A 19,250-nucleotide genomic window follows, 5' to 3' on the forward strand; every position below is an offset into this window, starting at 1 on the left:
GCCGGAGGTCTGCCCCTCACCCGCAACTTAGTAGTCGCTGCTCAACGTGCCCAGCCGGTTAGACGCGCGGCACAGGGTTGTGGCCGCAATCCTGCAGCTTATCGGTTTTCTAACAAATTCGGGCTATCCCTTCCGCTATCGCGGCTCAGGGATGCCATATGCGCGGGATGTCTGGTGAGGCGAGGCCGTCGATAGACGACATACGGCATGTGAGGCTGGTGTTTTGCCTGCTGGCGGCCGTCGTGATGGCGACGGCGCTCCTCGCCTTTGCCACCTCCCTCCTGCAGGATCCCGATAGCTGGTGGCACATCAAGGTCGGCATGGATATGCTGGCAAGCCGCACATTCCCCTCCGTCGACATTTACTCCTACACTTTTGCCGGCCAGCCATGGATCGCCAAGGAATGGCTTAGCCAGGTTCTCCTTGCCCTTGCCTTCGAAGCCGGCGGCTGGAACGGCGTGGTACTGCTGGCGACTGCGGTAATCGCGCTGACGGCCTTCTTGACGTCGTGGTATCTCAGCGCGTCGTTGAAGCCGACGCTGGCGATAGCACTGACACTGGTGCTCGCGCTCTTGATCGGGCCAATCTATGTCGCCCGACCCCACATCTTTACCTTGCCCATTATCGTCGTCTGGACCGCCGGTCTTTTCCAAGCCGCACGCAACGAGAAAGCGCCGCCTCTATGGCTGCTGGCGCTGCTTTGCCTGTGGGCCAATCTCCATGCCACCTTCACCTTCGGTTTCATTATCGCCGCCTTCGCCGGCCTCGATCTCGTCATGCGCACGCGCTTGTCGAACTCCCGGCTGCTGGCCAAGTGGATCGCTTTCGGGCTGCTTTGCCCGCTGGTCAGCCTGCTCAATCCCTATGGCGTCAAGGCCATACTCGCCACATTCACCGTGGCCTATGGCAATGAGGCGGTGCCTTACATTGCGGAGTGGCAACCCTTCGACGCCTCGCGGCATACCCTCCAGGAGGTGGCCCTGCTGGTGGCGTTTTTCGGGCTGCTCGTGTCGAGATTGCGTATTGGCTGGGCCAAGGCGCTGTTCCTTGTCTTCACCTTGCACGTCTATCTCACCCACATACGGTTCATGTACCTGTTCTTTCTTCTTGTCCCGGTCGTCCTTGCCGTCGAGGTTGCGCAACAATATCCAGCGCTTTCAGCCCCTACATGGGCGGCGGAAAAGCGCGACGGACTTGAACAATTTTTCGCGCGCCAATTTTCCAGAATTTGCGCTGGACTTGCCGTTTTGCTGGTTTTGGCGGCCGCGGTCTTCCTGGCCTATCCGGTCGTGCCGAGCCAGAAGACTTCGGCGAGGGATGCGCTGGCCTTCGCCCAAACCCATAATCTGTCAGGCAATCTGCTGAATTCCTACAATTTCGGCGGCACGCTGATTTTCCATGGCATCAAGACGTTTATCGACGGCCGGGCGGATCAGCTCTTCCTGAACGGCTTTACGGAAACGGATGAGCAGACTGGGCACAGCCGGGGCAAGCCGATCCTGAAAGCCCAGCTCGAGAAATATGCGATAGGCTGGGCATTGTTGACCGCCGACGACAGCCGCATTCCGTTCTTCGACGAACTGGGCTGGAAGCGGGCCTATGCGGACGATTACGCTCTGATCTATACCCGCGCAGACTGATCCCCGGCAGCTTCGCGCGCCGGTGCGCACCTCCCCCTGAAGCTGTGGCCAGCGCCGAGGCGGCGAAATCCTTATGGGATTTTGATTTCTTTGCTCCGCGTCCCGTCTCGAACCTTTATGGCACTTTGATCCATATTCGGCAGAGCGATGTATCCGGCCGCCGATGTGAAGCGGTGAGCGGGCTTGGACAGTTTTGTCCAAGTTGAAAAGAACAAACTCAATATAGGAAATTGCACGATGGACATCATTGTTGTCGGGATAGGAATCTCGTTCTTTGCTCTATGCTTCGGTTACATCAAAGCCTGCGACGGGCTGTAAGTTTAGGGATCGAAACATGCTCTTCGACTATATCCTCGGCGGCGCCGTGACCCTGTTCCTTCTCGCTTACCTGACATACGCCCTCGTTCGCCCGGAACGCTTCTGATCTCCGCTGGCAAGGAGCCAACCCCATGACAATCAACGGATGGCTGCAGATCCTCGTCTATTGCGGGATCGTCGTTTTGCTGGCCAAGCCGCTCGGCGGCTACATGCATCGCGTTTTCAGCGGCGAGCGCACATTCCTGTCGCCAATTCTGGCCCCGCTCGAGCGCGGGCTCTACCGTATGTCCGGGACCAGCGAGCGCGAGGAGCAGCACTGGACCTCCTATGCGGCGGCCCTGCTGTTCGTTAACCTGGCCGGCTTCCTGGTGCTCTATTTCCTGCAGCGGCTGCAAGGCGGCCTGCCCTACAATCCGGCCGGCATGACCGCCGTCGAACCTGGGCTTGCCTTCAACACCGCCGCCAGCTTCATGACCAACACCAACTGGCAGAACTACGGCGGCGAAAGCACGATGTCCTATCTCGTGCAGATGGCCGGCTTGACCGTGCAGAACTTTCTGTCGGCCGCGACCGGCATCGCCATCGCGGTCGCACTGATCCGCGGTTTTGCTAGAGCCTCAGGCAAATCGATCGGCAATTTCTGGGTCGATATGACCCGCTGCACGCTCTATCTGCTTGTGCCGTTCTGCATCGTGTTGACGCTTGTCTATGTCTATCTCGGTATGCCGCAGACGGTTGGTGCTTACGTCAACGCGACGACGCTGGAAGGCGCGCAACAGACGATCGCGGTCGGGCCGGTCGCTTCGCAGGTTGCCATCAAGATGCTCGGCACCAATGGCGGCGGCTTCTTCAACGCCAATGCAGCGCATCCCTTCGAAAATCCCGACGCGATCTCGAACCTGATCCAGATGGTGACGATCTTCGCCTTCGGCGCGGCGCTAACCAATGTCTTCGGTCGCATGGTCGGCAACCAGCGCCAGGGCTGGGCAATTCTGTCGGCGATGGGCGTGCTGTTCATCGCCGGCGTTGCCGTCTGCTACTGGGCCGAGGCCGCCGGCAATCCGCTCGTCCATGCGCTGGGCATCGACGGCGGCAACATGGAGGGCAAGGAAAGCCGCTTCGGCATCGCTCTGTCGGCACTGTTTGCCGTCATCACCACCGCCGCGTCCTGCGGCGCGGTCAACGCCATGCATGACAGCTTCACCGCACTCGGCGGCATGATCCCCATCATCAACATGCAGCTCGGCGAGGTCATTGTCGGCGGCGTCGGGGCCGGCTTCTACGGTATCCTGATGTTCATCGTGATCGCCATCTTCGTTGCCGGGCTGATGGTCGGACGCACGCCCGAATATCTCGGCAAGAAGATCGAGGCCAAGGAGGTCAAGATGGCGATGCTTGCCGTCCTCTGCCTGCCGCTGGCAATGCTGATCTTCACCGCTATCGCGGTGGTGCTGCCGACCGGTGTTGCTTCCATCGCCAACACCGGCCCGCACGGTTTCTCCGAAGTCCTCTATGCCTACACCTCGGCCGCGGCGAACAATGGCTCCGCCTTTGGCGGCCTCAGCGGCAACACGCCCTGGTACAATATGACGCTCGGCATCGGCATGCTGATGGGCCGCTTCCTGGTCATTATTCCGGCGCTGGCGATTGCTGGCTCGCTGGTGGCGAAGAAGACCGTCCCTGCCTCCGCCGGCACCTTCCCGACCGACGGGCCGCTCTTCGTCGGGCTGCTGGTCGGTGTCATCCTGATCGTCGGTGGCCTGACTTTCTTCCCGGCCCTCGCGGTCGGACCGATCGTCGAGCACCTGGCCATGATCAACGGTCAGACCTTCTGAAACGCTGAAACGGCCATGCCCAGGTTCAAGATCATGTCTCGAAAGGTCCGGCATCGTTCCGAGCCGGAGGGGGAGAAAACGCCCCCTCCTTTCCCGACCCTGTCCACATTCCTCGCTATTGCGGCAGCCTTGATCATGATCTGGCTGCTGGCTTACGGGCCGCCGCACCTTCGTTCGGCACACGATCGACCGGTCAACAACATCGACACTGGAGCCACCAAATGAGCCAGTCGAAATCCGTGAGCATCATCGATACCCGCATCCTGTGGCCCGCTATCGGCGGTTCCTTCAGAAAACTGAACCCGCGCACCTTGGTGCGAAACCCGGTGATGTTCGTCGTCGCCGTCGTCTCGGCGCTCACCACCGTGCTGTTCGTCAAGGATCTCGTTACCGGCGGCGGTGATCTCGGCTTCACGCTGCAGATCATCATCTGGCTGTGGTTCACCGTGCTTTTCGCCAATTTCGCCGAAGCGGTGGCCGAAGGCCGCGGCAAGGCGCAAGCAGACTCGCTGCGCCGGGCGCGCACCGAGACGCAGGCCAAGCTGTTGACCGGCGGCGATCGGAGCAAGTTCAAGCTGGTGCCCGGCACCAGCCTGAAGGTCGGCGACATCGTGCTCGTCGAAGCCGGCGACATCATCCCCTCGGACGGCGAGGTGGTCGAAGGCGTGGCTTCGGTCAACGAGGCGGCGATCACCGGCGAATCCGCACCGGTCATCCGCGAATCCGGCGGTGACCGTTCGGCGGTGACCGGCGGCACGCAGGTCTTGTCCGACTGGATCCGCGTGCGCATCACCGCGGCTGCCGGCCATACGTTCCTCGACCGCATGATCTCGTTGGTCGAGGGCGCCGAGCGCCAGAAGACACCCAACGAGATCGCGCTCAACATCCTGCTCGTCGGCATGACTCTGATCTTCGTGCTGGCCACCGCTACAATCCCAAGCTTTGCCTCCTATTCGGGCGGCTATATCTCGGTGACGGTGCTGGTCGCCCTGTTCGTCACCTTGATCCCGACCACGATCGGCGCGCTGCTGTCGGCCATCGGCATTGCCGGCATGGACCGCCTGGTGCGCTTCAATGTACTGGCCATGTCGGGCCGCGCCGTCGAAGCGGCCGGCGACGTCGACACGCTGCTGCTCGACAAGACCGGAACCATCACGCTGGGCAACCGCCAGGCGACGGCGTTCCGTCCGGTGAGGGGCGTCACCGAACAGGAACTGGCCGACGCCGCCCAGCTTGCTTCGCTTGCCGACGAAACACCGGAAGGCCGCTCGATTGTCGTGCTGGCGAAGGAGAAATACGCCATCCGCGCCCGCGACATGGCAAGCTTGCACGCGACTTTCGTGCCCTTCACCGCGCAAACCCGCATGAGCGGCGTCGACCTGGAGAGCTCCTCGGTCCGCAAAGGCGCCGTCGATGCGGTGCTCGCCCACGTCAACCTCTCGACCGTTGCCACGGGCGGTACTCGGCCCGGCAGCGACACAGTCCGCGACCTCCAGGCGATCGCCGACGAGATCGCCAAATCCGGTGGCACACCGCTGGCGGTCGAGCGCGACGGGCGCCTGCTCGGCGTCGTCCATCTGAAGGACATCGTCAAGGGCGGCATCAGCGAGCGTTTTGCCGAATTGCGCCGCATGGGTATCCGCACGGTGATGATCACCGGCGACAATCCGATGACCGCGGCGGCGATCGCGGCGGAAGCCGGCGTCGACGATTTCCTTGCCCAGGCGACGCCCGAGGACAAGCTGAAGCTGATCCGCGACGAGCAGGCCAAGGGCAAGCTGGTCGCCATGTGCGGCGACGGCACCAACGACGCGCCGGCCCTTGCGCAGGCCGATGTCGGCGTCGCCATGAACACCGGTACGGTCGCGGCGCGCGAGGCCGGCAACATGGTTGATCTCGACAGCGATCCGACCAAGCTGATCGAGATCGTCGAAATCGGCAAGGCGCTGCTGATGACGCGTGGCTCGCTGACCACTTTCTCCATAGCCAACGACGTGGCCAAGTATTTTGCCATTATCCCGGCAATATTCGCCGTCTTCTACATCGCCCCGGGCCAGACCGCCGGGCCGCTGCAAGCGCTCAATGTCATGCATCTGGCGACGCCGCAGAGCGCTATCCTCTCGGCCATCATCTTCAACGCGCTGATCATCATTGCACTGATCCCGCTGTCGCTGAGGGGCGTCAAATACCGCGCGGTCGGCGCCGGTGCGCTGCTCAGCCGCAACCTTCTTGTCTACGGCCTTGGCGGCGTCATCGTCCCCTTCGTCGGCATCAAGGTGATCGACATGGCCATCACTGCTCTCGGTCTCGCATAAGGAACCACGTCGATGCTCAATCAAATCAGGCCCGCTATCGTCATGATCGTCTTCTTCTCCGTTCTGACGGGTTTGGTCTATCCGATCGGCATGACCGGCATTGCCCAGGCGCTGTTTCCGGGCCAGGCCAATGGCAGCCTGATCGAGAGGAACGGCAAGGTCATCGGTTCCGAGCTGATCGGCCAGACTTTCACCAGCGATCGCTACTTCCATGGCCGTCCGTCAGCTGCCGGCGACGGTTACAATGCCGCCGCCTCGGGCGGCTCAAATCTCGGCCCGACTAACCCGAAGCTGATCGACCGTATCAAGAGCGACGCCGAAAAGTTGAGGGCCGAAAACCCGAACCAGCCGGTGCCGATGGATCTGGTCACCACGTCCGGCAGCGGCCTCGATCCGCATATCAGCCCCGATGCGGCCTATTTTCAGGTCACCAGGGTGGCCAGGGCCAGGAACGTCGATGAATCCAGGATCAAATCGCTTGTCGACAGCCATGTCGAGGATCGCGAATTGGGCTTTATAGGCGAGCCGGTGGTCAATGTGCTGGCCCTCAACCTTGCGCTGGACGATGCCACGAAACAATGATGGCGGGCGCCGGGATCGACACCGAAGCCGGCGCCGTTCATGATTGATCCTAATGCCAGACGACAGCCGCACCGCCGAAACCAGGCCCTCTCCCGACGCGCTGCTTGAGCATGCCGAGCGGGAGGAGCGAGGTCGCCTGAGGATATTTCTCGGCGCCGCTCCCGGTGTCGGCAAGACCTACGAGATGCTGATGTCAGGCCGCGCCAGGCTGGCCGACGGGATCGACGTGGTGATCGGCATCGTCGAGACGCATGGTCGCAAGGAGACGCAGACGCTGGTCGAAGGCTACGAGGTCATTCCTCGCCTTGAGATCGACTACAAGGGGCGCATTCTCGAGGAGATGGATCTCGACGCCATCCTCGCCCGGCGCCCGGCGCTGGTTCTGGTCGACGAACTCGCCCACACCAACGTCGCCGGCAGCCGCCACCCCAAGCGCTACCTCGACGTCCAGGAAATCCTGACGCACGGGATCGATGTCTACACGACACTGAACATCCAGCACGTCGAAAGCCTGAACGACGTCGTGGCCCAGATCACACGCGTCAGGGTGCGTGAAACCGTCCCCGACTCCATCATCGATCAAGCCGACGATGTCGAGATCATCGACCTCACCCCCGACGACCTGATCAAGCGGCTGGAGGAAGGCAAGGTCTACTTCCCCAACACCGCCCAGCGCGCCATCGAGAACTATTTCTCGCCGGGCAATCTGACGGCGCTCAGGGAGTTGGCGCTTCGCCGCACCGCCCAGCGGGTCGATGAGCAGTTGCTCAACCATATGCAGGCACACGCGATCCCGGGACCGTGGGCGGCCGGAGAAAGGGTTCTCGTCTGCGTCGACGCGCGTCCTGGCGGAGCGGCTCGCATACGCTATGCGCGCAGGCTGGCCGACCGCCTCCGTGCCCCCTGGACGGCGCTTCATGTGGACACCCCTCGCTCAGCCGCCATGCCCGAGGAGGACAAGGATCGGCTGGCGACGCAGTTGCGCCTTGCCGAGCAGCTCGGTGCCGAGGTGACGACCATTCCGGGTCAGAATGTCGCGCAAGACATCGTTCGCCATGCGACGGCGAACAACTTCACCCATATCGTGATCGGCAGGCCGACCCGATCACGCTGGCGCGAATTGATCGAAGGCTCGCTCACCTATGATCTCATCCGCGACGCCGGCAACATCAGCGTCCATGTAATTTCGGGAACCGACCAGGGCACCGACGCACCCTCGAAAAATGTCAGCGCGGCAACCGAGCAGAAGCAGTTTCAGGTTAGGCCCTACCTGCTAGCTACAGCCTATGTCATGGGCTCGCTGGCCTTCAGCACTGTTCTCGACCAGTTTCTCGACGTTCGCAATCTGGCCATTGTCTTTCTGCTGGCGGTGCTCACATCGGCTGTAATGGGCGGGCTCTGGCCAGCGTTGTACGCCTGTGTCGTCAGCGCCCTTGCATTCAACTACTTTTTCCTAGAGCCGCGCTACACACTGACGATCAGGGATCCGGAGAGCATCGTTGCGCTTGCCGTCTTCCTTGTTGTCGCCGTTATCGCCAGCAATCTGACGGCGCGGGTGCAGCGTCAAGCGATCGCTGCCAGCTCACGGGCGCGCGCCACGGAAGACATCTATCAGTTTTCAAAGAAGCTCGCCGGCGCCGGTACCCTGGACGACGTGCTATGGGCCACTGCCTTCCAGATCGCCTTGATGCTGAAGCTGCGCGTAGTGCTGCTTTTGCCCGAGGACGGCACAATCGCGGTCAAAGCCGGCTACCCACCCGACGACACGCTGGCCGAGGCCGACATCGCAGCAGCCCGCTGGGCGTGGGAGCATAACCGCGCCGCCGGGCGCGGCGCCGACACGCTGCCCGGAGCAAAACGCCTCTATCTGCCCTTGCGGACCGGACGCACGGCGGTGGGCGTCGTCGGCCTCGACAACGACAAGCAAGGTCCGCTGCTGACACCCGAGCAGCAACGTCTGCTCGATGCGCTCGCCGACCAGGCGGCGGTCGCCATCGAGCGCATCCAGCTCGTCGCCGATGTTGACGGGGCCAAGCTTGCGGCCGAGGCAGACCGTCTGCGCTCGGCCTTGCTCACCTCCATTTCCCACGATTTGAAAACGCCGCTTGCCGCCATCATGGGCGCGGCCGGAACACTCAGGGACTTCGAGGCCGCACTGCCCGAGCAGGACCGGGCGGAACTGCTGTCGACCGTGCTTGATGAATCGGAAAGGCTGAACCGCTTCATCGCCAATCTGCTCGACATGACCAAGATAGAATCCGGCACGATGGAGCCGAATTATGCATTCCACTATGTCGGCGACATTGTCGGCTCAGCCCTGCATCGGGCCCGCAAAATCGTCGGCGAGCATAAGACCGAGACCGATATTCCATCGGATCTGCCGATGTTGCGGCTCGACCCCGTTCTGTTCGAGCAGGTGCTGTTCAATCTCCTCGACAATGCTGCAAAATACGCGCCGCCAGGTTCGACGATCCGCCTGCAGGCCTGGGCCGACAATGGCAGCGTCATCCTGCAGATCATGGATGAGGGACCAGGCATTCCGCCAGCGGACCTGGAGCGCGTTTTCGACACTTTCTACCGTGTGCGCAAGGGTGACCAGGTGCGTGCCGGCACCGGGCTCGGATTGTCGATTTGCCGCGGCTTCATCGAAGCGATGGGCGGGACGCTCTCGGCGGCGAACAGGACCGACCGCTCGGGCGCGGTTTTCACCATAAGAATGCCGGTGCCGGCAGAACTCCCCGATGTCGGTGAACCCGATGCTGACGATCGAAACATGGACCACCTGTCATGACGAATTTGGACGTCAGGATATTGGTGGTCGACGACGAGCCGCCGATCCGGAAACTGCTTCGCGTCGGGCTCGGCAGCCAAGGCTATGCGATCAGCGAGGCGCCGAACGCCAGCGCGGCGATTGAACTCATGGAGACGGAAAAGCCGGACCTGGTCCTCCTCGATCTCGGCCTGCCCGGCATGAGCGGGCATGAGCTGCTGCGCAAATGGCGGGATGATGGCCTGGACATTCCCGTGGTTATTCTTTCGAGCCGCACTGATGAGGCCGGCATCGTCTCGGCCCTCGAACTCGGCGCCGACGATTATGTCACCAAGCCGTTCGGTATGAACGAGCTTGTGGCACGCATCCGCGTGGCGCTGCGCCACAAGTTCCAGCAGCAGGGTGAGAAACCGGTGTTCCACACCGGCGACCTCTCCGTCGATCTGGTGAAGCGCATCGTCAAGGTCGAGGACAAGGAGATAAAGCTCTCGCCGAAGGAATACGACATCCTCCGCATCCTCGTACAGCACGCCGGCAAGGTTCTCACCCACCAATTCCTGCTGAAGCAGGTCTGGGGCGATTCCACCGACGTTCAATATCTCAGGGTCTATGTCCGGCAACTCAGGCAAAAGATCGAAAAGATGCCTGACCAGCCCCGTTATATCACCACCGAGACCGGCGTCGGATATCGGCTGCGCGAAGTCGAGTGAAATGGGAGAGCCAGCCTCGCGTACCGCAATGCCTCCTCAAAGCCGGCAGGACGACGTAGCAATTCGCCGCGAATCAGCGGCGGCCATGGCATCGCCGGGCAAAACCCCTATATTAATCTGAGGTCGGTTTTGTGCGGGAATTAATGAATGTCACAGCTTCGTCTATTGACGTTTTTAGGGTCGGCAATGCTGGCAACGATGATGCTGTCGGGCGTAAATCCTGCCGCATCGGCACAGATCGTCAGCCCCGCCGACCGCAACGCATTGATCCAGCAAAACCAGTTGCAGATGCTGGAGAACAGGCTGCAGCGGCAGCAATATCAGCAGCAGCAACAGCAATACCGTGCGCAGGACCGCCAAATCCCGGCGCCCCAACCGCAGGTGGTGCCGCAGATGAAGCCGACTTGTCAGTTGCTGCCGTCAGGGAGCGGCTTTGTCAGCACTTGCCGCTAACGTTTTCATTTATTTAGCCGACTTATTATGCTTGGATGCCGCCGCACCTGAGATAACATCGAAGGCGGTTTGGATTTAGCAATGCTGCCCTTCGTGCTTTGGGCACCGCTTCGACTGGATTTTTGAATGGCAGCCAGCAGAAAGAAGGTCGTCCGTAAGGCAAGGAAGGGCGCCCGGATTCGCCAGGTCGCGGCGATCCCCTTTCGGCTGAGCGAGCATGGCGATGTCGAGGTTATGCTCGTCACATCGCGAACGACGAGGCGCTTCATCGTGCCGAAAGGCTGGCCGATGAAGGGCAAGGGCGGTCGCAAGGCGGCCACCATCGAAGCACAGGAAGAAGCCGGCGTCCTCGGCAGGATATTGAAACAGCCGGCCGGCACCTATTGCTACTGGAAGCGGCTGGCGAACCGCTTCGTCCGCGTCGACGTCGTCGTCTATTTGCTGGAGGTAACCGAGGAACTTGCCGACTGGCAAGAAGCCAACAGGCGGCAGCGGGCATGGCTGGCACCGGCCGACGCGGCGCTGCTCATCGACGAGCCGGATCTTTCGACGCTGGTGAGGAACATCAGGAGTCCCGAGCTGGAGCATACCCCCAAAAAGCAGAATCCGGCTTTCGGAAAAGATCACGCTCAATAAAACATGGGGGTCTATCCCGACTCTATCGGGAATTGGCTCCAGCGCCCTCCGCTGTCGCTTGAACCGACATCTCACTGACTGCCTTCGTCTTCCTCGGGCAAAGGCCGCGCCGGCGTGCCGGTATAGGCCCACAGCCATTCGCGCGGCAGCGGCCCTTTGTTGCGGTCGCTTTCCTGCGACTGTTCCCATGCATGGGCCAGGATGCCGACCGAGCGCGACAGTACGAAAAGGCCTCGCGTCAGCGGCGGCGGGAAGCCGAGCTCTCCGTAGATGACGGCCGTGGCGCCGTCGATATTGAGCGGGATTTTTTTGCCCTTGCGCCGCGCAACCTCGGCCTCGATCGCCTCGGCGATGTCGGCGAAGCGCCCGCTGACAACGCCGAGCGCGGCAAAGTCGCGGGTCAGCTCGATGAGGCGGGGTGCCCGCGGGTCGACCGGATGGAAACGATGGCCGAGCCCCGGCACATAACCGTCTTCCCCAGCAAGGAAACGATCAACCCGCGCCGACACGGCGTCCGCGAGCGGCACGCCGGCGTCCAGTTCGGCGGCGATGTCTCCGTAGAAGGAAAGCGCCTGTTCGCCGGCGCCGCCATGCACGTCGCCAAGCACGTTGATGGCCGACGCCATGGCGCTGTTGATGCCGACGCCGCAAGTGATCGCCATACGGGCGATGGCGATCGACGGCGCCTGCGGTCCGTGGTCGACGGCGGCACCCAGCGCGATGCCAAGCAGCGTCGCCTGCTCCTCGCTTGGCAGTTCGCCGCGCATCATCAGCCAGATCATTGCCGGAAAGCTGACGCGGCCGATCAGATCCTGGATCTCATAGCCGCGCAGCCGGATGACGCCGGGCCGCATCTCGATGATGCCGGTCTGCCACCATTCCTCGCCGCGCGCGCGGCCAGTCTTGTTTTCCGTGTCGCTCATGCCTTCTTTTCCGTGCCGCTCATACCTTCGCTCTTTTCTTGGCGCGTGGCGGCAAACCGGCAAAAACCTCGTCCATATGCTCGCCGAGCCCCGGCGGCGGCCTGCTCGGCAAAGGTGCCTCGCCATCGACCATGAAGCCGCCGCGCACCACGGTCAGCGGCCGGTCCATCCCGGACACAGCCTGGAAGCGCGCCGTCATGCCGCGCTGGATCACCTGTTGCTCTTGCAGTACCTGCGGGATTGTCAGCACCCGGCCTGCCGGCACGCCGGCGCGATTGAACGTCTCCTCCCAGGCGGCAGAGCCGCTCGCCAAGGCATCCTCGATCAGCGCTTTCAATGCAATGCGGTTCTGCTTGCGCGTTTCGCGCTCGGCAAAGCGGACATCCGACGCCAGCTCCGGCCGATCGATCAACCGGCACAGTGTGACGAACTGCTCCTGCTTGTTGGCTGCGATGTTGAGCAAGCCGTCGCCGGTGCGAAACGCGCCAGACGGTGCGGCCGTCATGTTTTCATTGCCCATCGGCTGCGGCTCGACGTCCGCCGTCAGATAGTTCGACACCGGCCAGCCGAGCGCAGAAAGCGTGCATTCGAGCATAGAGACGTCGAGGAACGCACCCTCGCCTGTCGTCTTCTGCTTGACCAGCGCGGCGGTAATGGCGAACGCCCCGACCAGCCCGCCAAGCGTATCGGCGACGGGATAGCCGACACGCAGCGGCGCCGTTTCCGGTGTACCGGTGATGCTCATGATGCCGGAAAGACCCTGGATGATCTGGTCATAGGCTGGATTGTCGCGCATCGGCCCGGTCTGGCCGAAGCCCGATATCGCACAATAGACAAGGCTTGGCCGGACCTCCTTCAGCCTGGCATGGCCAAGCCCCAGCCGGTCCATGACGCCGGGGCGGAAATTCTCGACCAGCGCGTCGGCCGAAGCGACCAGATCGAGGAAGCGTTCGCGGTCGGCCTCCTGCTTGAGATCGAGCGCCACCGAGCGTTTGCCGGCATTCTGCGCCAGGAACGAAGCGCCCATGCCCACCCGGTTGAGCTCCGGCGAGGCGCCAAGCTGGCGCGCCAGATCACCGCCTTGCGGCGTCTCGACCTTGATGACGTCGGCCCCGAGCAATGCCAGCTGGTAGGCGCAATAGGGGCCGGCCAGCACATTGGTCAGGTCAAGGATGCGGATGCCGGAAAGCAGGTCTGTCATGACGTCACGAACAGCTCAGGCATCGCCCGGCACGTGCTCCGGTCCGCGCATGCGCCTGTGCTCGATGTAAGCCCAGATATGCGGTCCAACCAACCCGATGAAGGCCAGCGTCAGCAGCGTCAGCGACAGCGGATGCTTGTAGAACACCGTCCAATCGCCGTTCGAGATGGTCATCGCGCGGCGGAACTGCGTTTCGGCAAGCGGCCCGAGAATCATGCCGATGATGACTGGCGCGGTCGGGAAATCGAAACGCCGCATCAGGAAGCCGGCGGCACCGAGCAGATAGAGGATGATGAGGTCGATCGGCGATTGCGAAATGCCGTAGGTGCCGACCGTGGCGAACACCAGAATGCCGGCATAGAGCTGCGGCGCCGGAATCTTCAGTAATCGCACCCAGAGCCCGATCAGCGGCAGGTTGAGGACGACGAGGATGACATTGGCGATGAACAGGCTGGCGATCAGCCCCCACACCAGGTCGGCCTGCGTCGTCAGCAGCAGCGGCCCCGGATTGATGCCGTAGCTCTGAAATGCCGACAGCATGATCGCGGCCGTCGCCGAGGTCGGCAGGCCGAGCGTCAGCATCGGCACCAGCACGCCGGCGGCGGATGCATTATTGGCCGCTTCCGGCCCGGCAACGCCCTCGATGGCACCGACCGTGCCGAACTCCTCCTTGTGTCTGGAGAGTTTCTTCTCGATGGCATAGGAGAGGAAGGTCGGGATTTCGGCGCCGCCGGCCGGCATGGCGCCGATCGGGAAGCCGATCAGGGAGCCGCGCAGCCATGGCCTCCACGAGCGCGACCATTCAGCCGCGGTCATGTAGAGCGACCCTTTCAACGGCACGATGTCGTCCTTGCCGGCATAGCGGCGCGAGGCCATGTAAAGCGTCTCGCCAACGGCGAACAGGCCAACGGCGACGACGATGACGTCGACGCCGTCCAACAATTCGCTCATGCCGAAGGTGAAGCGCGGCTGCCCCGTCTGCAGATCGACGCCTATCATGCCGACGACGAAGCCGACGAACAGGCTGGTCAGGCCGCGCACCGACGACGAGCCGAGCACCGCCGAAACCGTGATGAAGGCCAGCACCATCAGCGAGAAATATTCGGCCGGACCGAAAGCCAGCGCGAATTTGACGACGATCGGCGCCAGGAAGGCAACGCCGATCGTGCCCAGCGTGCCGGCGACGAAGGAGCCGATCGCCGAGGTCGCCAGGGCCGCACCGCCACGGCCGGAGCGGGCCATCCTGTTGCCCTCGAGCGCGGTGACGATGGTGGCGCTTTCGCCAGGCGTGTTGAGCAGGATCGATGTCGTCGAGCCGCCATACATGGCGCCGTAATAGATGCCGGCAAACAGGATGAACGATGCCTCCGGCGCCACCTGATAGGTTATCGGCAACAGCAGCGCGATGGTCAGTGCCGGCCCGAGGCCGGGCAGCACGCCGATCGCAGTCCCCAGCGTGGTTCCGACCAGGCACCATATGAGATTGATCGGCGAGAAGGCGACCGAAAATCCGTGCGCGAGATGGCCGAGCGTTTCCATGGCGTCAGCCCCTCAGCATGGCAACGACCGAATCGACGATCGCGTTCAGCTGGTTTTCGATGAAGCCGGCGCCGATATTGACGCCGAGTGCCCTGGCAAAGCCGAAATAGGCGGCCAGCGCCAGGATCAGACCGAGCAGCACGTCACGCAGCGGACGCCGGCTGCCGAAACCGTGGCAGATGAGAACGAACATGATGACAGATGCGGCGGTAAAGCCGAGCGGCTGGATCAGCACGAGGTTGGCGATCAGTCCGAGGACGACGATGCCCATCGCCTTCCAGTCGGTCGGCGTCTCCTTTTCGTCCTCCGGCTGCCATCCGCCCCGCAAGGCGGCAATGATGAGCAGCAGCGACAGGATCACCATCCCCGTCATGGTGATGTAGGGAAAGACGGTCGGACCGACCTTGGAATAGAGCGGCGACACCGGGATTGCCAGCGTCTGCCAGGCAACCGCACCCGCACAGGCGAGGAGCCCAACGCCGATCAGCAGTTCGGGCACTGCAAGGCGCGGCGGCGCCTGCTGGTCGCTGGTGCTCATCATCGTCCTCCCAATGTCGGTCCCTTGGGGCCGGTTCTCCTTGGACCGGTCTCACTCGGCCGATCTCGGCGTAGTTTCACCTCCGGCGCCGCGTATGTCCATGCGGCTGGCGAAAGTCGGCAAGGGTTGGCGCAGGCCGCCCCTTGCCGAGAGCATCACGCCAGGCCGAGGTCCTTGAGGATCGTCCCGATGCGGGCCGTGTCTTCGGCGACGAATTTCGCATAGTCGTTACCGGTGAGCAGGATCTGCGTCCAGTTGCGGTTCTTGCATTCGGTGGCCCAGGCGTCGCTCTTGGCCATCGTCTCGATCAGCTTGATCATTGCTGCCTTGTCGGCGTCCGAGACGCCGGGCGGCGCGAAGACGCCGCGCCAGTTGAACAGCTCGACGTCGATGCCGGCTTCCTTCATGGTCGGAGCATCGATGCCCTCCTGGCGTTTGTCGGCAGATATCGCCAGCAGCCGCAGCGCGCCCGCCTTGACCTGTTCGGCGAACTCGCCATAGCCCGAGATGCCGGCCGCGACCTGGTTGCCGAGCAGCGCCGACAGCGCCTCGCCGCCGCCGGCGAACGGCACATAGGACAGGTTGGTTGCAGGAACACCGACGGTCTTGGCGATGAGGCCGAACAAGATGTGGTCCGAGCCGCCGGCCGAACCGCCGGCGACTGGAACCTGCGTCGGGTCGGCCTTGAGGGCGGCAACGAAGTCGGCCGCAGTCTTGAACGGCGAGGCGGCCGGCACCACAAGCGCCTCGAACTCGCCGGTAAGGCGGGCGATCGGCGTGACCTCGGTAAGGTTGTTGGCCGCCTTGTTGGCGATAATGGCGCCGACCATGACCATGCCCGCCACCATCAGTGCATTGCCCTTGCCCTTCCACTGGTTGACGAACTGCGGCAGGCCGACGGTGCCACCGGCGCCGCCGACATTGGTGATCTGCGAGCCGGAGATCAGCTTTTCACTGCGCAGCACCTGGTCCATGGCGCGCGCCGTCTGGTCCCAGCCGCCGCCCGGCGCCGCCGGCACGAAAATCTGCAGCTGCGGTGCGTCCTGCGCGAAAGCGGGGATAAAATGCGATGCCGCGAGCCCGGCAGCACCTGCCGCCGCGGTGCTCATCAAGAATCTGCGTCTGTTCAGCATGGGATTCCTCCAATCGCGACACCTCCTCCGGTGCCTGCCAGAAACGTAGCCTGAATTCAGACCCGCTCGATAAAATTCATGCAGACTTTGCGTCATCCTGTCAAAGACAGAACACGCTGCATGCGCCACAATCGGCCCGTGCGATGTTCAGGCTGGAGAACTCGACGCCCGACGACGATGTGGCAGGCAGTGCCCAGACAGCATCCGTCAGGGTTGCCGCTCGAGTAGAATGGTCGGCTTGTCTTGATAGACGGTTCGCAGCACTTCGCCATAACCGCATTTTGCCGCGACGTTCAGCGAGCCGGTGTTTTCCGGATCGATGATGCAGACGGTCTTCGCGGCTGCAAATGCCTCATCGCCCCAGGCAAGCACCCGTGCGACGACTTCGCTGGCCAACCCCTGGCCATGCACGCCCGAAACCAGAGCCCATCCGGCCTCCGGAATGCCCTCGATCGACGGCGTCATGTCGCGTTTCAGATCGTGGAAGCCGGCCTCGCCGATGAAGCGGCTGGTCGCCTTTTCCTCGACCGCCCAGAAGCCGTAGCCCAGAAGCGACCACAGGCCGGCATGGCGCAGGAAACGCATCCAGCTTTCCTCCCGCGTGCGCGGCTTGCCGCCGATAAAACGGGTGACGACGGGATCGGCCCACATTGCGACATAGGCGTCGAAATCGTCCAGCCGGTGCGGTCGCAGGACCGTGCGAGAGGTCTCAATCACTGGGGCGACAATTGTCTGCGGACTGGTCATGGTCATGCCTCGGTTGTGTTGCCGGTGCCTAATGCCGGTCATCCAACGGTTAGGACAGCGACATGCATGAAATGGGGAATCAAAATCCGTTGCGTAAAACAAGAACCAAGGCTGTGTAGATCATCTTCCAGGCTGATGTGAATCCCGCCAAGCGGTGTTAGTTTTTCGCCAGTATTTGGTTCACTGCGTTCGGTTTCGGCGCTGCCGTCCGACAGAGGGAAACAGCATGGACACCACCGACCTTGTGCTTGCCATCTTCCATCATCTGCTGGTGTTTTCGCTGGCAGGCATCATCGGCGCCGAATTCGTCCTGATCCGCAGCGACCTGTCCGCCGCGACGCTGAAGCGGCTTGTCGGTATCGATCGCCATTACGGCATCATTGCCATGCTGATCATCGTCGTCGGCATCGGCCGCGTCATCTATGGTCTCAAGGGCTGGGAATTCTACGTCTACAACTGGATGTTCTGGGCAAAGATGGCCGCTTTCGCAATTGTCGGCCTGTTGTCGATTATCCCGACCGTCCGATTCCTGTCCTGGAGCAGGCAGGCGAGCGCCAGTCCCGGCTTCCAGGTGCCTGCGGCGGAGCTAGCGTCCGTTCGCACCTATGTCCGCACCGAGGCATTCATCTTCCTGTTGATCCCGGTGTTCGCGGCGGCGATGGCGCGCGGCTACGGCTATTAAGATAGGTCGGAGGAAGGGCATCGCGCGGCCCGACCTTTCCACTCATTTGCGCGGACAAATGTGCAGTTTGCCGTTTGAGGCGATTGTCATTTGTCGGGTTGCGCTAGTTATTGCTCCATCTACATTCGGTTTGAGAGGAACTCCGCGCAGCGGTTGGTAATTCGTATTCTGGGAGGAAATCACGATGAGAAAATTCGTCGCCGCGCTGGCTGCCGTTGCGGTCGCCATGCTTTACCCGTTGGCCGCGGGCGCGCAGACGTACCCCGAACGCACCATCACCGTTGTCGTGCCGTTTTCGGCCGGCGGCCCAACCGACACCGTCACGCGTCTTGTCGCGGAAGCCATGTCGAAGGACCTCGGCCAGCAGGTCATCGTCGAGAATGTCGGCGGCGCCGGCGGCACGCTAGGCGCCGGCCGCGTCGCGAATGCCGATCCTGACGGCTATACGCTGCTCCTGCATCACATCGGCATGGCGACCAGCGCGACGCTGTATAGGAACCTCGCCTACGACACGCTGAACGCGTTCGAATATATCGGTCTCGTCACAGAAGTGCCGATGACCATCGTCGGCCGCAAGGATCTCGAGCCGACCGATCTGAAGGGACTGGTCGACTATGCCAAGGCCAACAAGGACACCGTCACCGTCGCCAATGCCGGGATAGGCGCGGCCTCGCATCTGTGCGGCATGCTGTTCATGAGCGCCATCGGCACGCCGCTGGTCACCGTTCCCTACAAAGGCACTGGCCCGGCCATGACCGACCTTCTCGGCGGCCAGGTCGACATCATGTGCGACCAGACGACCAACACCACCAAGCAGATCCAGGGCGGCACGATCAAGGGCTATGCCGTAACCTCGGCGCAACGCCTCGACGTGCTTCCGGACGTGCCGACAACGACGGAAGCCGGCCTTCCGCAGGTGCAGGTCGGCATCTGGCACGGAATCTATGCACCCAAGGGCACGCCGGCCGAGATCACCGAGCGCCTGTCGAAATCGCTGCAGGTGGCCCTGAAGGATCAGAACGTCGTCGCCCGCTTTGCCGAACTCGGCACCAAGCCGTCGCCCGAGGCCGACGCCACGCCGGCCGCGCTCAAGGCCAAGCTGGAAAGTGAGATCGCGCGGTGGAAGCCTATCATCGAAGCGGCCGGCCAGTACGCCGACTAAAGCTTGAACGGGGCGCCACCAGCGCCCCGTTTTTACACGGCATCGGCAAAGCCCGCGGCGCGGCCC

17 protein-coding genes are annotated in these 19,250 nt (G+C 62.6%); 11 read left to right on the forward strand and 6 right to left on the reverse strand.

Annotated features, from left to right (window positions below; genetic code table 11):
* The first annotated feature begins 158 nt into the window (after window positions 1–158).
* The 9 genes from NKH91_RS02540 to NKH91_RS02580 all read left to right on the forward strand — a co-directional run bounded on the left by NKH91_RS02540 (window position 159) and on the right by NKH91_RS02580 (window position 11,259).
* Window positions 159–1,640: a hypothetical protein gene (locus NKH91_RS02540; RefSeq protein WP_352847434.1), complete on the forward strand. Its 1,482-nt coding sequence runs from the start codon at window positions 159–161 to the stop codon at window positions 1,638–1,640.
* 334 nt (window positions 1,641–1,974) lie between these two features.
* The gene (locus tag NKH91_RS02545) at window positions 1,975–2,064 is read left to right on the forward strand and encodes a K(+)-transporting ATPase subunit F (RefSeq protein ID WP_023675300.1); all 90 of its coding nucleotides are present in this window, start codon (window positions 1,975–1,977) and stop codon (window positions 2,062–2,064) included.
* Window positions 2,065–2,089: 25 nt separating this feature from the next.
* Complete coding sequence (kdpA, locus tag NKH91_RS02550; RefSeq protein WP_352847431.1) at window positions 2,090–3,793, forward strand: potassium-transporting ATPase subunit KdpA; 1,704 nt, start codon at window positions 2,090–2,092, stop codon at window positions 3,791–3,793.
* Window positions 3,794–4,014: 221 nt separating this feature from the next.
* Window positions 4,015–6,108 (forward strand): potassium-transporting ATPase subunit KdpB, encoded by a 2,094-nt coding sequence (gene kdpB / locus NKH91_RS02555; RefSeq protein ID WP_352483573.1) that lies wholly within the window; start codon window positions 4,015–4,017, stop codon window positions 6,106–6,108.
* Window positions 6,109–6,120: 12 nt separating this feature from the next.
* Window positions 6,121–6,690, forward strand: a complete 570-nt coding sequence (gene kdpC, locus NKH91_RS02560) for a potassium-transporting ATPase subunit KdpC (protein WP_023718989.1) — start codon at window positions 6,121–6,123, stop codon at window positions 6,688–6,690.
* Window positions 6,691–6,742: 52 nt separating this feature from the next.
* Window positions 6,743–9,481 (forward strand): DUF4118 domain-containing protein, encoded by a 2,739-nt coding sequence (locus NKH91_RS02565; protein ID WP_352847427.1) that lies wholly within the window; start codon window positions 6,743–6,745, stop codon window positions 9,479–9,481.
* Window positions 9,478–10,170, forward strand: a complete 693-nt coding sequence (locus NKH91_RS02570) for a response regulator transcription factor (protein WP_023718987.1) — start codon at window positions 9,478–9,480, stop codon at window positions 10,168–10,170. The genes NKH91_RS02565 and NKH91_RS02570 overlap by 4 nt, the downstream gene beginning before the upstream one ends.
* Window positions 10,171–10,317: 147 nt before the next feature.
* The gene (locus tag NKH91_RS02575; protein WP_352847424.1) at window positions 10,318–10,623 is read left to right on the forward strand and encodes a hypothetical protein; all 306 of its coding nucleotides are present in this window, start codon (window positions 10,318–10,320) and stop codon (window positions 10,621–10,623) included.
* Window positions 10,624–10,749: 126 nt separating this feature from the next.
* On the forward strand, window positions 10,750–11,259 hold the full coding sequence (locus NKH91_RS02580; RefSeq protein ID WP_352483576.1) for an NUDIX hydrolase: 510 nt from the start codon (window positions 10,750–10,752) through the stop codon (window positions 11,257–11,259).
* A 71-nt stretch (window positions 11,260–11,330) separates the two neighbouring features.
* On the opposite strand, the gene NKH91_RS02585 is transcribed toward NKH91_RS02580, so the two are convergent.
* The 6 genes from NKH91_RS02585 to NKH91_RS02610 form a co-directional block, all read right to left on the reverse strand.
* Complete coding sequence (locus NKH91_RS02585) at window positions 11,331–12,182, reverse strand: citryl-CoA lyase (protein WP_023718984.1); 852 nt, start codon at window positions 12,180–12,182, stop codon at window positions 11,331–11,333.
* A gap of 19 nt (window positions 12,183–12,201) precedes the next feature.
* Entirely contained in the window at window positions 12,202–13,383 is a 1,182-nt protein-coding gene (locus NKH91_RS02590; RefSeq protein ID WP_352847421.1) for a CaiB/BaiF CoA transferase family protein, read from the reverse strand.
* Between the two features lie 15 nt (window positions 13,384–13,398).
* Window positions 13,399–14,922 carry a tripartite tricarboxylate transporter permease gene (locus NKH91_RS02595; protein WP_352483579.1) on the reverse strand — a complete coding sequence of 508 codons (1,524 nt, stop codon included), beginning with the start codon at window positions 14,920–14,922 and terminating at the stop codon, window positions 13,399–13,401.
* Window positions 14,923–14,926: 4 nt separating this feature from the next.
* Entirely contained in the window at window positions 14,927–15,460 is a 534-nt protein-coding gene (locus NKH91_RS02600) for a tripartite tricarboxylate transporter TctB family protein (RefSeq protein WP_352847418.1), read from the reverse strand.
* A gap of 155 nt (window positions 15,461–15,615) precedes the next feature.
* Window positions 15,616–16,593: a Bug family tripartite tricarboxylate transporter substrate binding protein gene (locus NKH91_RS02605; protein ID WP_352847415.1), complete on the reverse strand. Its 978-nt coding sequence runs from the start codon at window positions 16,591–16,593 to the stop codon at window positions 15,616–15,618.
* Window positions 16,594–16,800: 207 nt separating this feature from the next.
* Window positions 16,801–17,340 (reverse strand): GNAT family N-acetyltransferase, encoded by a 540-nt coding sequence (locus NKH91_RS02610; RefSeq protein WP_352847412.1) that lies wholly within the window; start codon window positions 17,338–17,340, stop codon window positions 16,801–16,803.
* A 226-nt stretch (window positions 17,341–17,566) separates the two neighbouring features.
* On the opposite strand from NKH91_RS02610, the gene NKH91_RS02615 reads away from it, so the two are divergent.
* Window positions 17,567–18,022, forward strand: coding sequence for a DUF2214 family protein (locus NKH91_RS02615; RefSeq protein WP_023718978.1), 456 nt, complete (start codon window positions 17,567–17,569; stop codon window positions 18,020–18,022).
* A gap of 184 nt (window positions 18,023–18,206) precedes the next feature.
* Window positions 18,207–19,184 carry a tripartite tricarboxylate transporter substrate-binding protein gene (locus NKH91_RS02620; RefSeq protein WP_023718977.1) on the forward strand — a complete coding sequence of 326 codons (978 nt, stop codon included), beginning with the start codon at window positions 18,207–18,209 and terminating at the stop codon, window positions 19,182–19,184.
* The last annotated feature ends 66 nt before the right edge of the window (window positions 19,185–19,250 follow it).

Origin of the sequence: Mesorhizobium sp. M0894 (genome assembly GCF_040319725.1) — a bacterium.
GTDB lineage: Bacteria > Pseudomonadota > Alphaproteobacteria > Rhizobiales > Rhizobiaceae > Mesorhizobium.

What these genes read in the sequence shown, in the direction of transcription:
- NKH91_RS02565 (WP_352847427.1), top strand. Translation starts at nt 6,743, where the DNA reads ATGCCAGACGACAGCCGCACCGCCGAAACCAGGCCCTCTCCCGACGCG.
- kdpA (WP_352847431.1), top strand. Translation starts at nt 2,090, where the DNA reads ATGACAATCAACGGATGGCTGCAGATCCTCGTCTATTGCGGGATCGTC.
- NKH91_RS02540 (WP_352847434.1), top strand. Translation starts at nt 159, where the DNA reads ATGCGCGGGATGTCTGGTGAGGCGAGGCCGTCGATAGACGACATACGG.
- NKH91_RS02615 (WP_023718978.1), top strand. Translation starts at nt 17,567, where the DNA reads ATGGACACCACCGACCTTGTGCTTGCCATCTTCCATCATCTGCTGGTG.
- NKH91_RS02595 (WP_352483579.1), bottom strand. Translation starts at nt 14,922, where the DNA reads ATGGAAACGCTCGGCCATCTCGCGCACGGATTTTCGGTCGCCTTCTCG.
- kdpB (WP_352483573.1), top strand. Translation starts at nt 4,015, where the DNA reads ATGAGCCAGTCGAAATCCGTGAGCATCATCGATACCCGCATCCTGTGG.
- NKH91_RS02585 (WP_023718984.1), bottom strand. Translation starts at nt 12,182, where the DNA reads ATGAGCGACACGGAAAACAAGACTGGCCGCGCGCGCGGCGAGGAATGG.
- NKH91_RS02605 (WP_352847415.1), bottom strand. Translation starts at nt 16,593, where the DNA reads ATGCTGAACAGACGCAGATTCTTGATGAGCACCGCGGCGGCAGGTGCT.
- kdpC (WP_023718989.1), top strand. Translation starts at nt 6,121, where the DNA reads ATGCTCAATCAAATCAGGCCCGCTATCGTCATGATCGTCTTCTTCTCC.
- NKH91_RS02575 (WP_352847424.1), top strand. Translation starts at nt 10,318, where the DNA reads ATGTCACAGCTTCGTCTATTGACGTTTTTAGGGTCGGCAATGCTGGCA.
- NKH91_RS02590 (WP_352847421.1), bottom strand. Translation starts at nt 13,383, where the DNA reads ATGACAGACCTGCTTTCCGGCATCCGCATCCTTGACCTGACCAATGTG.
- NKH91_RS02570 (WP_023718987.1), top strand. Translation starts at nt 9,478, where the DNA reads ATGACGAATTTGGACGTCAGGATATTGGTGGTCGACGACGAGCCGCCG.
- NKH91_RS02620 (WP_023718977.1), top strand. Translation starts at nt 18,207, where the DNA reads ATGAGAAAATTCGTCGCCGCGCTGGCTGCCGTTGCGGTCGCCATGCTT.
- NKH91_RS02610 (WP_352847412.1), bottom strand. Translation starts at nt 17,340, where the DNA reads ATGACCAGTCCGCAGACAATTGTCGCCCCAGTGATTGAGACCTCTCGC.
- NKH91_RS02600 (WP_352847418.1), bottom strand. Translation starts at nt 15,460, where the DNA reads ATGAGCACCAGCGACCAGCAGGCGCCGCCGCGCCTTGCAGTGCCCGAA.
- NKH91_RS02580 (WP_352483576.1), top strand. Translation starts at nt 10,750, where the DNA reads ATGGCAGCCAGCAGAAAGAAGGTCGTCCGTAAGGCAAGGAAGGGCGCC.
- NKH91_RS02545 (WP_023675300.1), top strand. Translation starts at nt 1,975, where the DNA reads ATGCTCTTCGACTATATCCTCGGCGGCGCCGTGACCCTGTTCCTTCTC.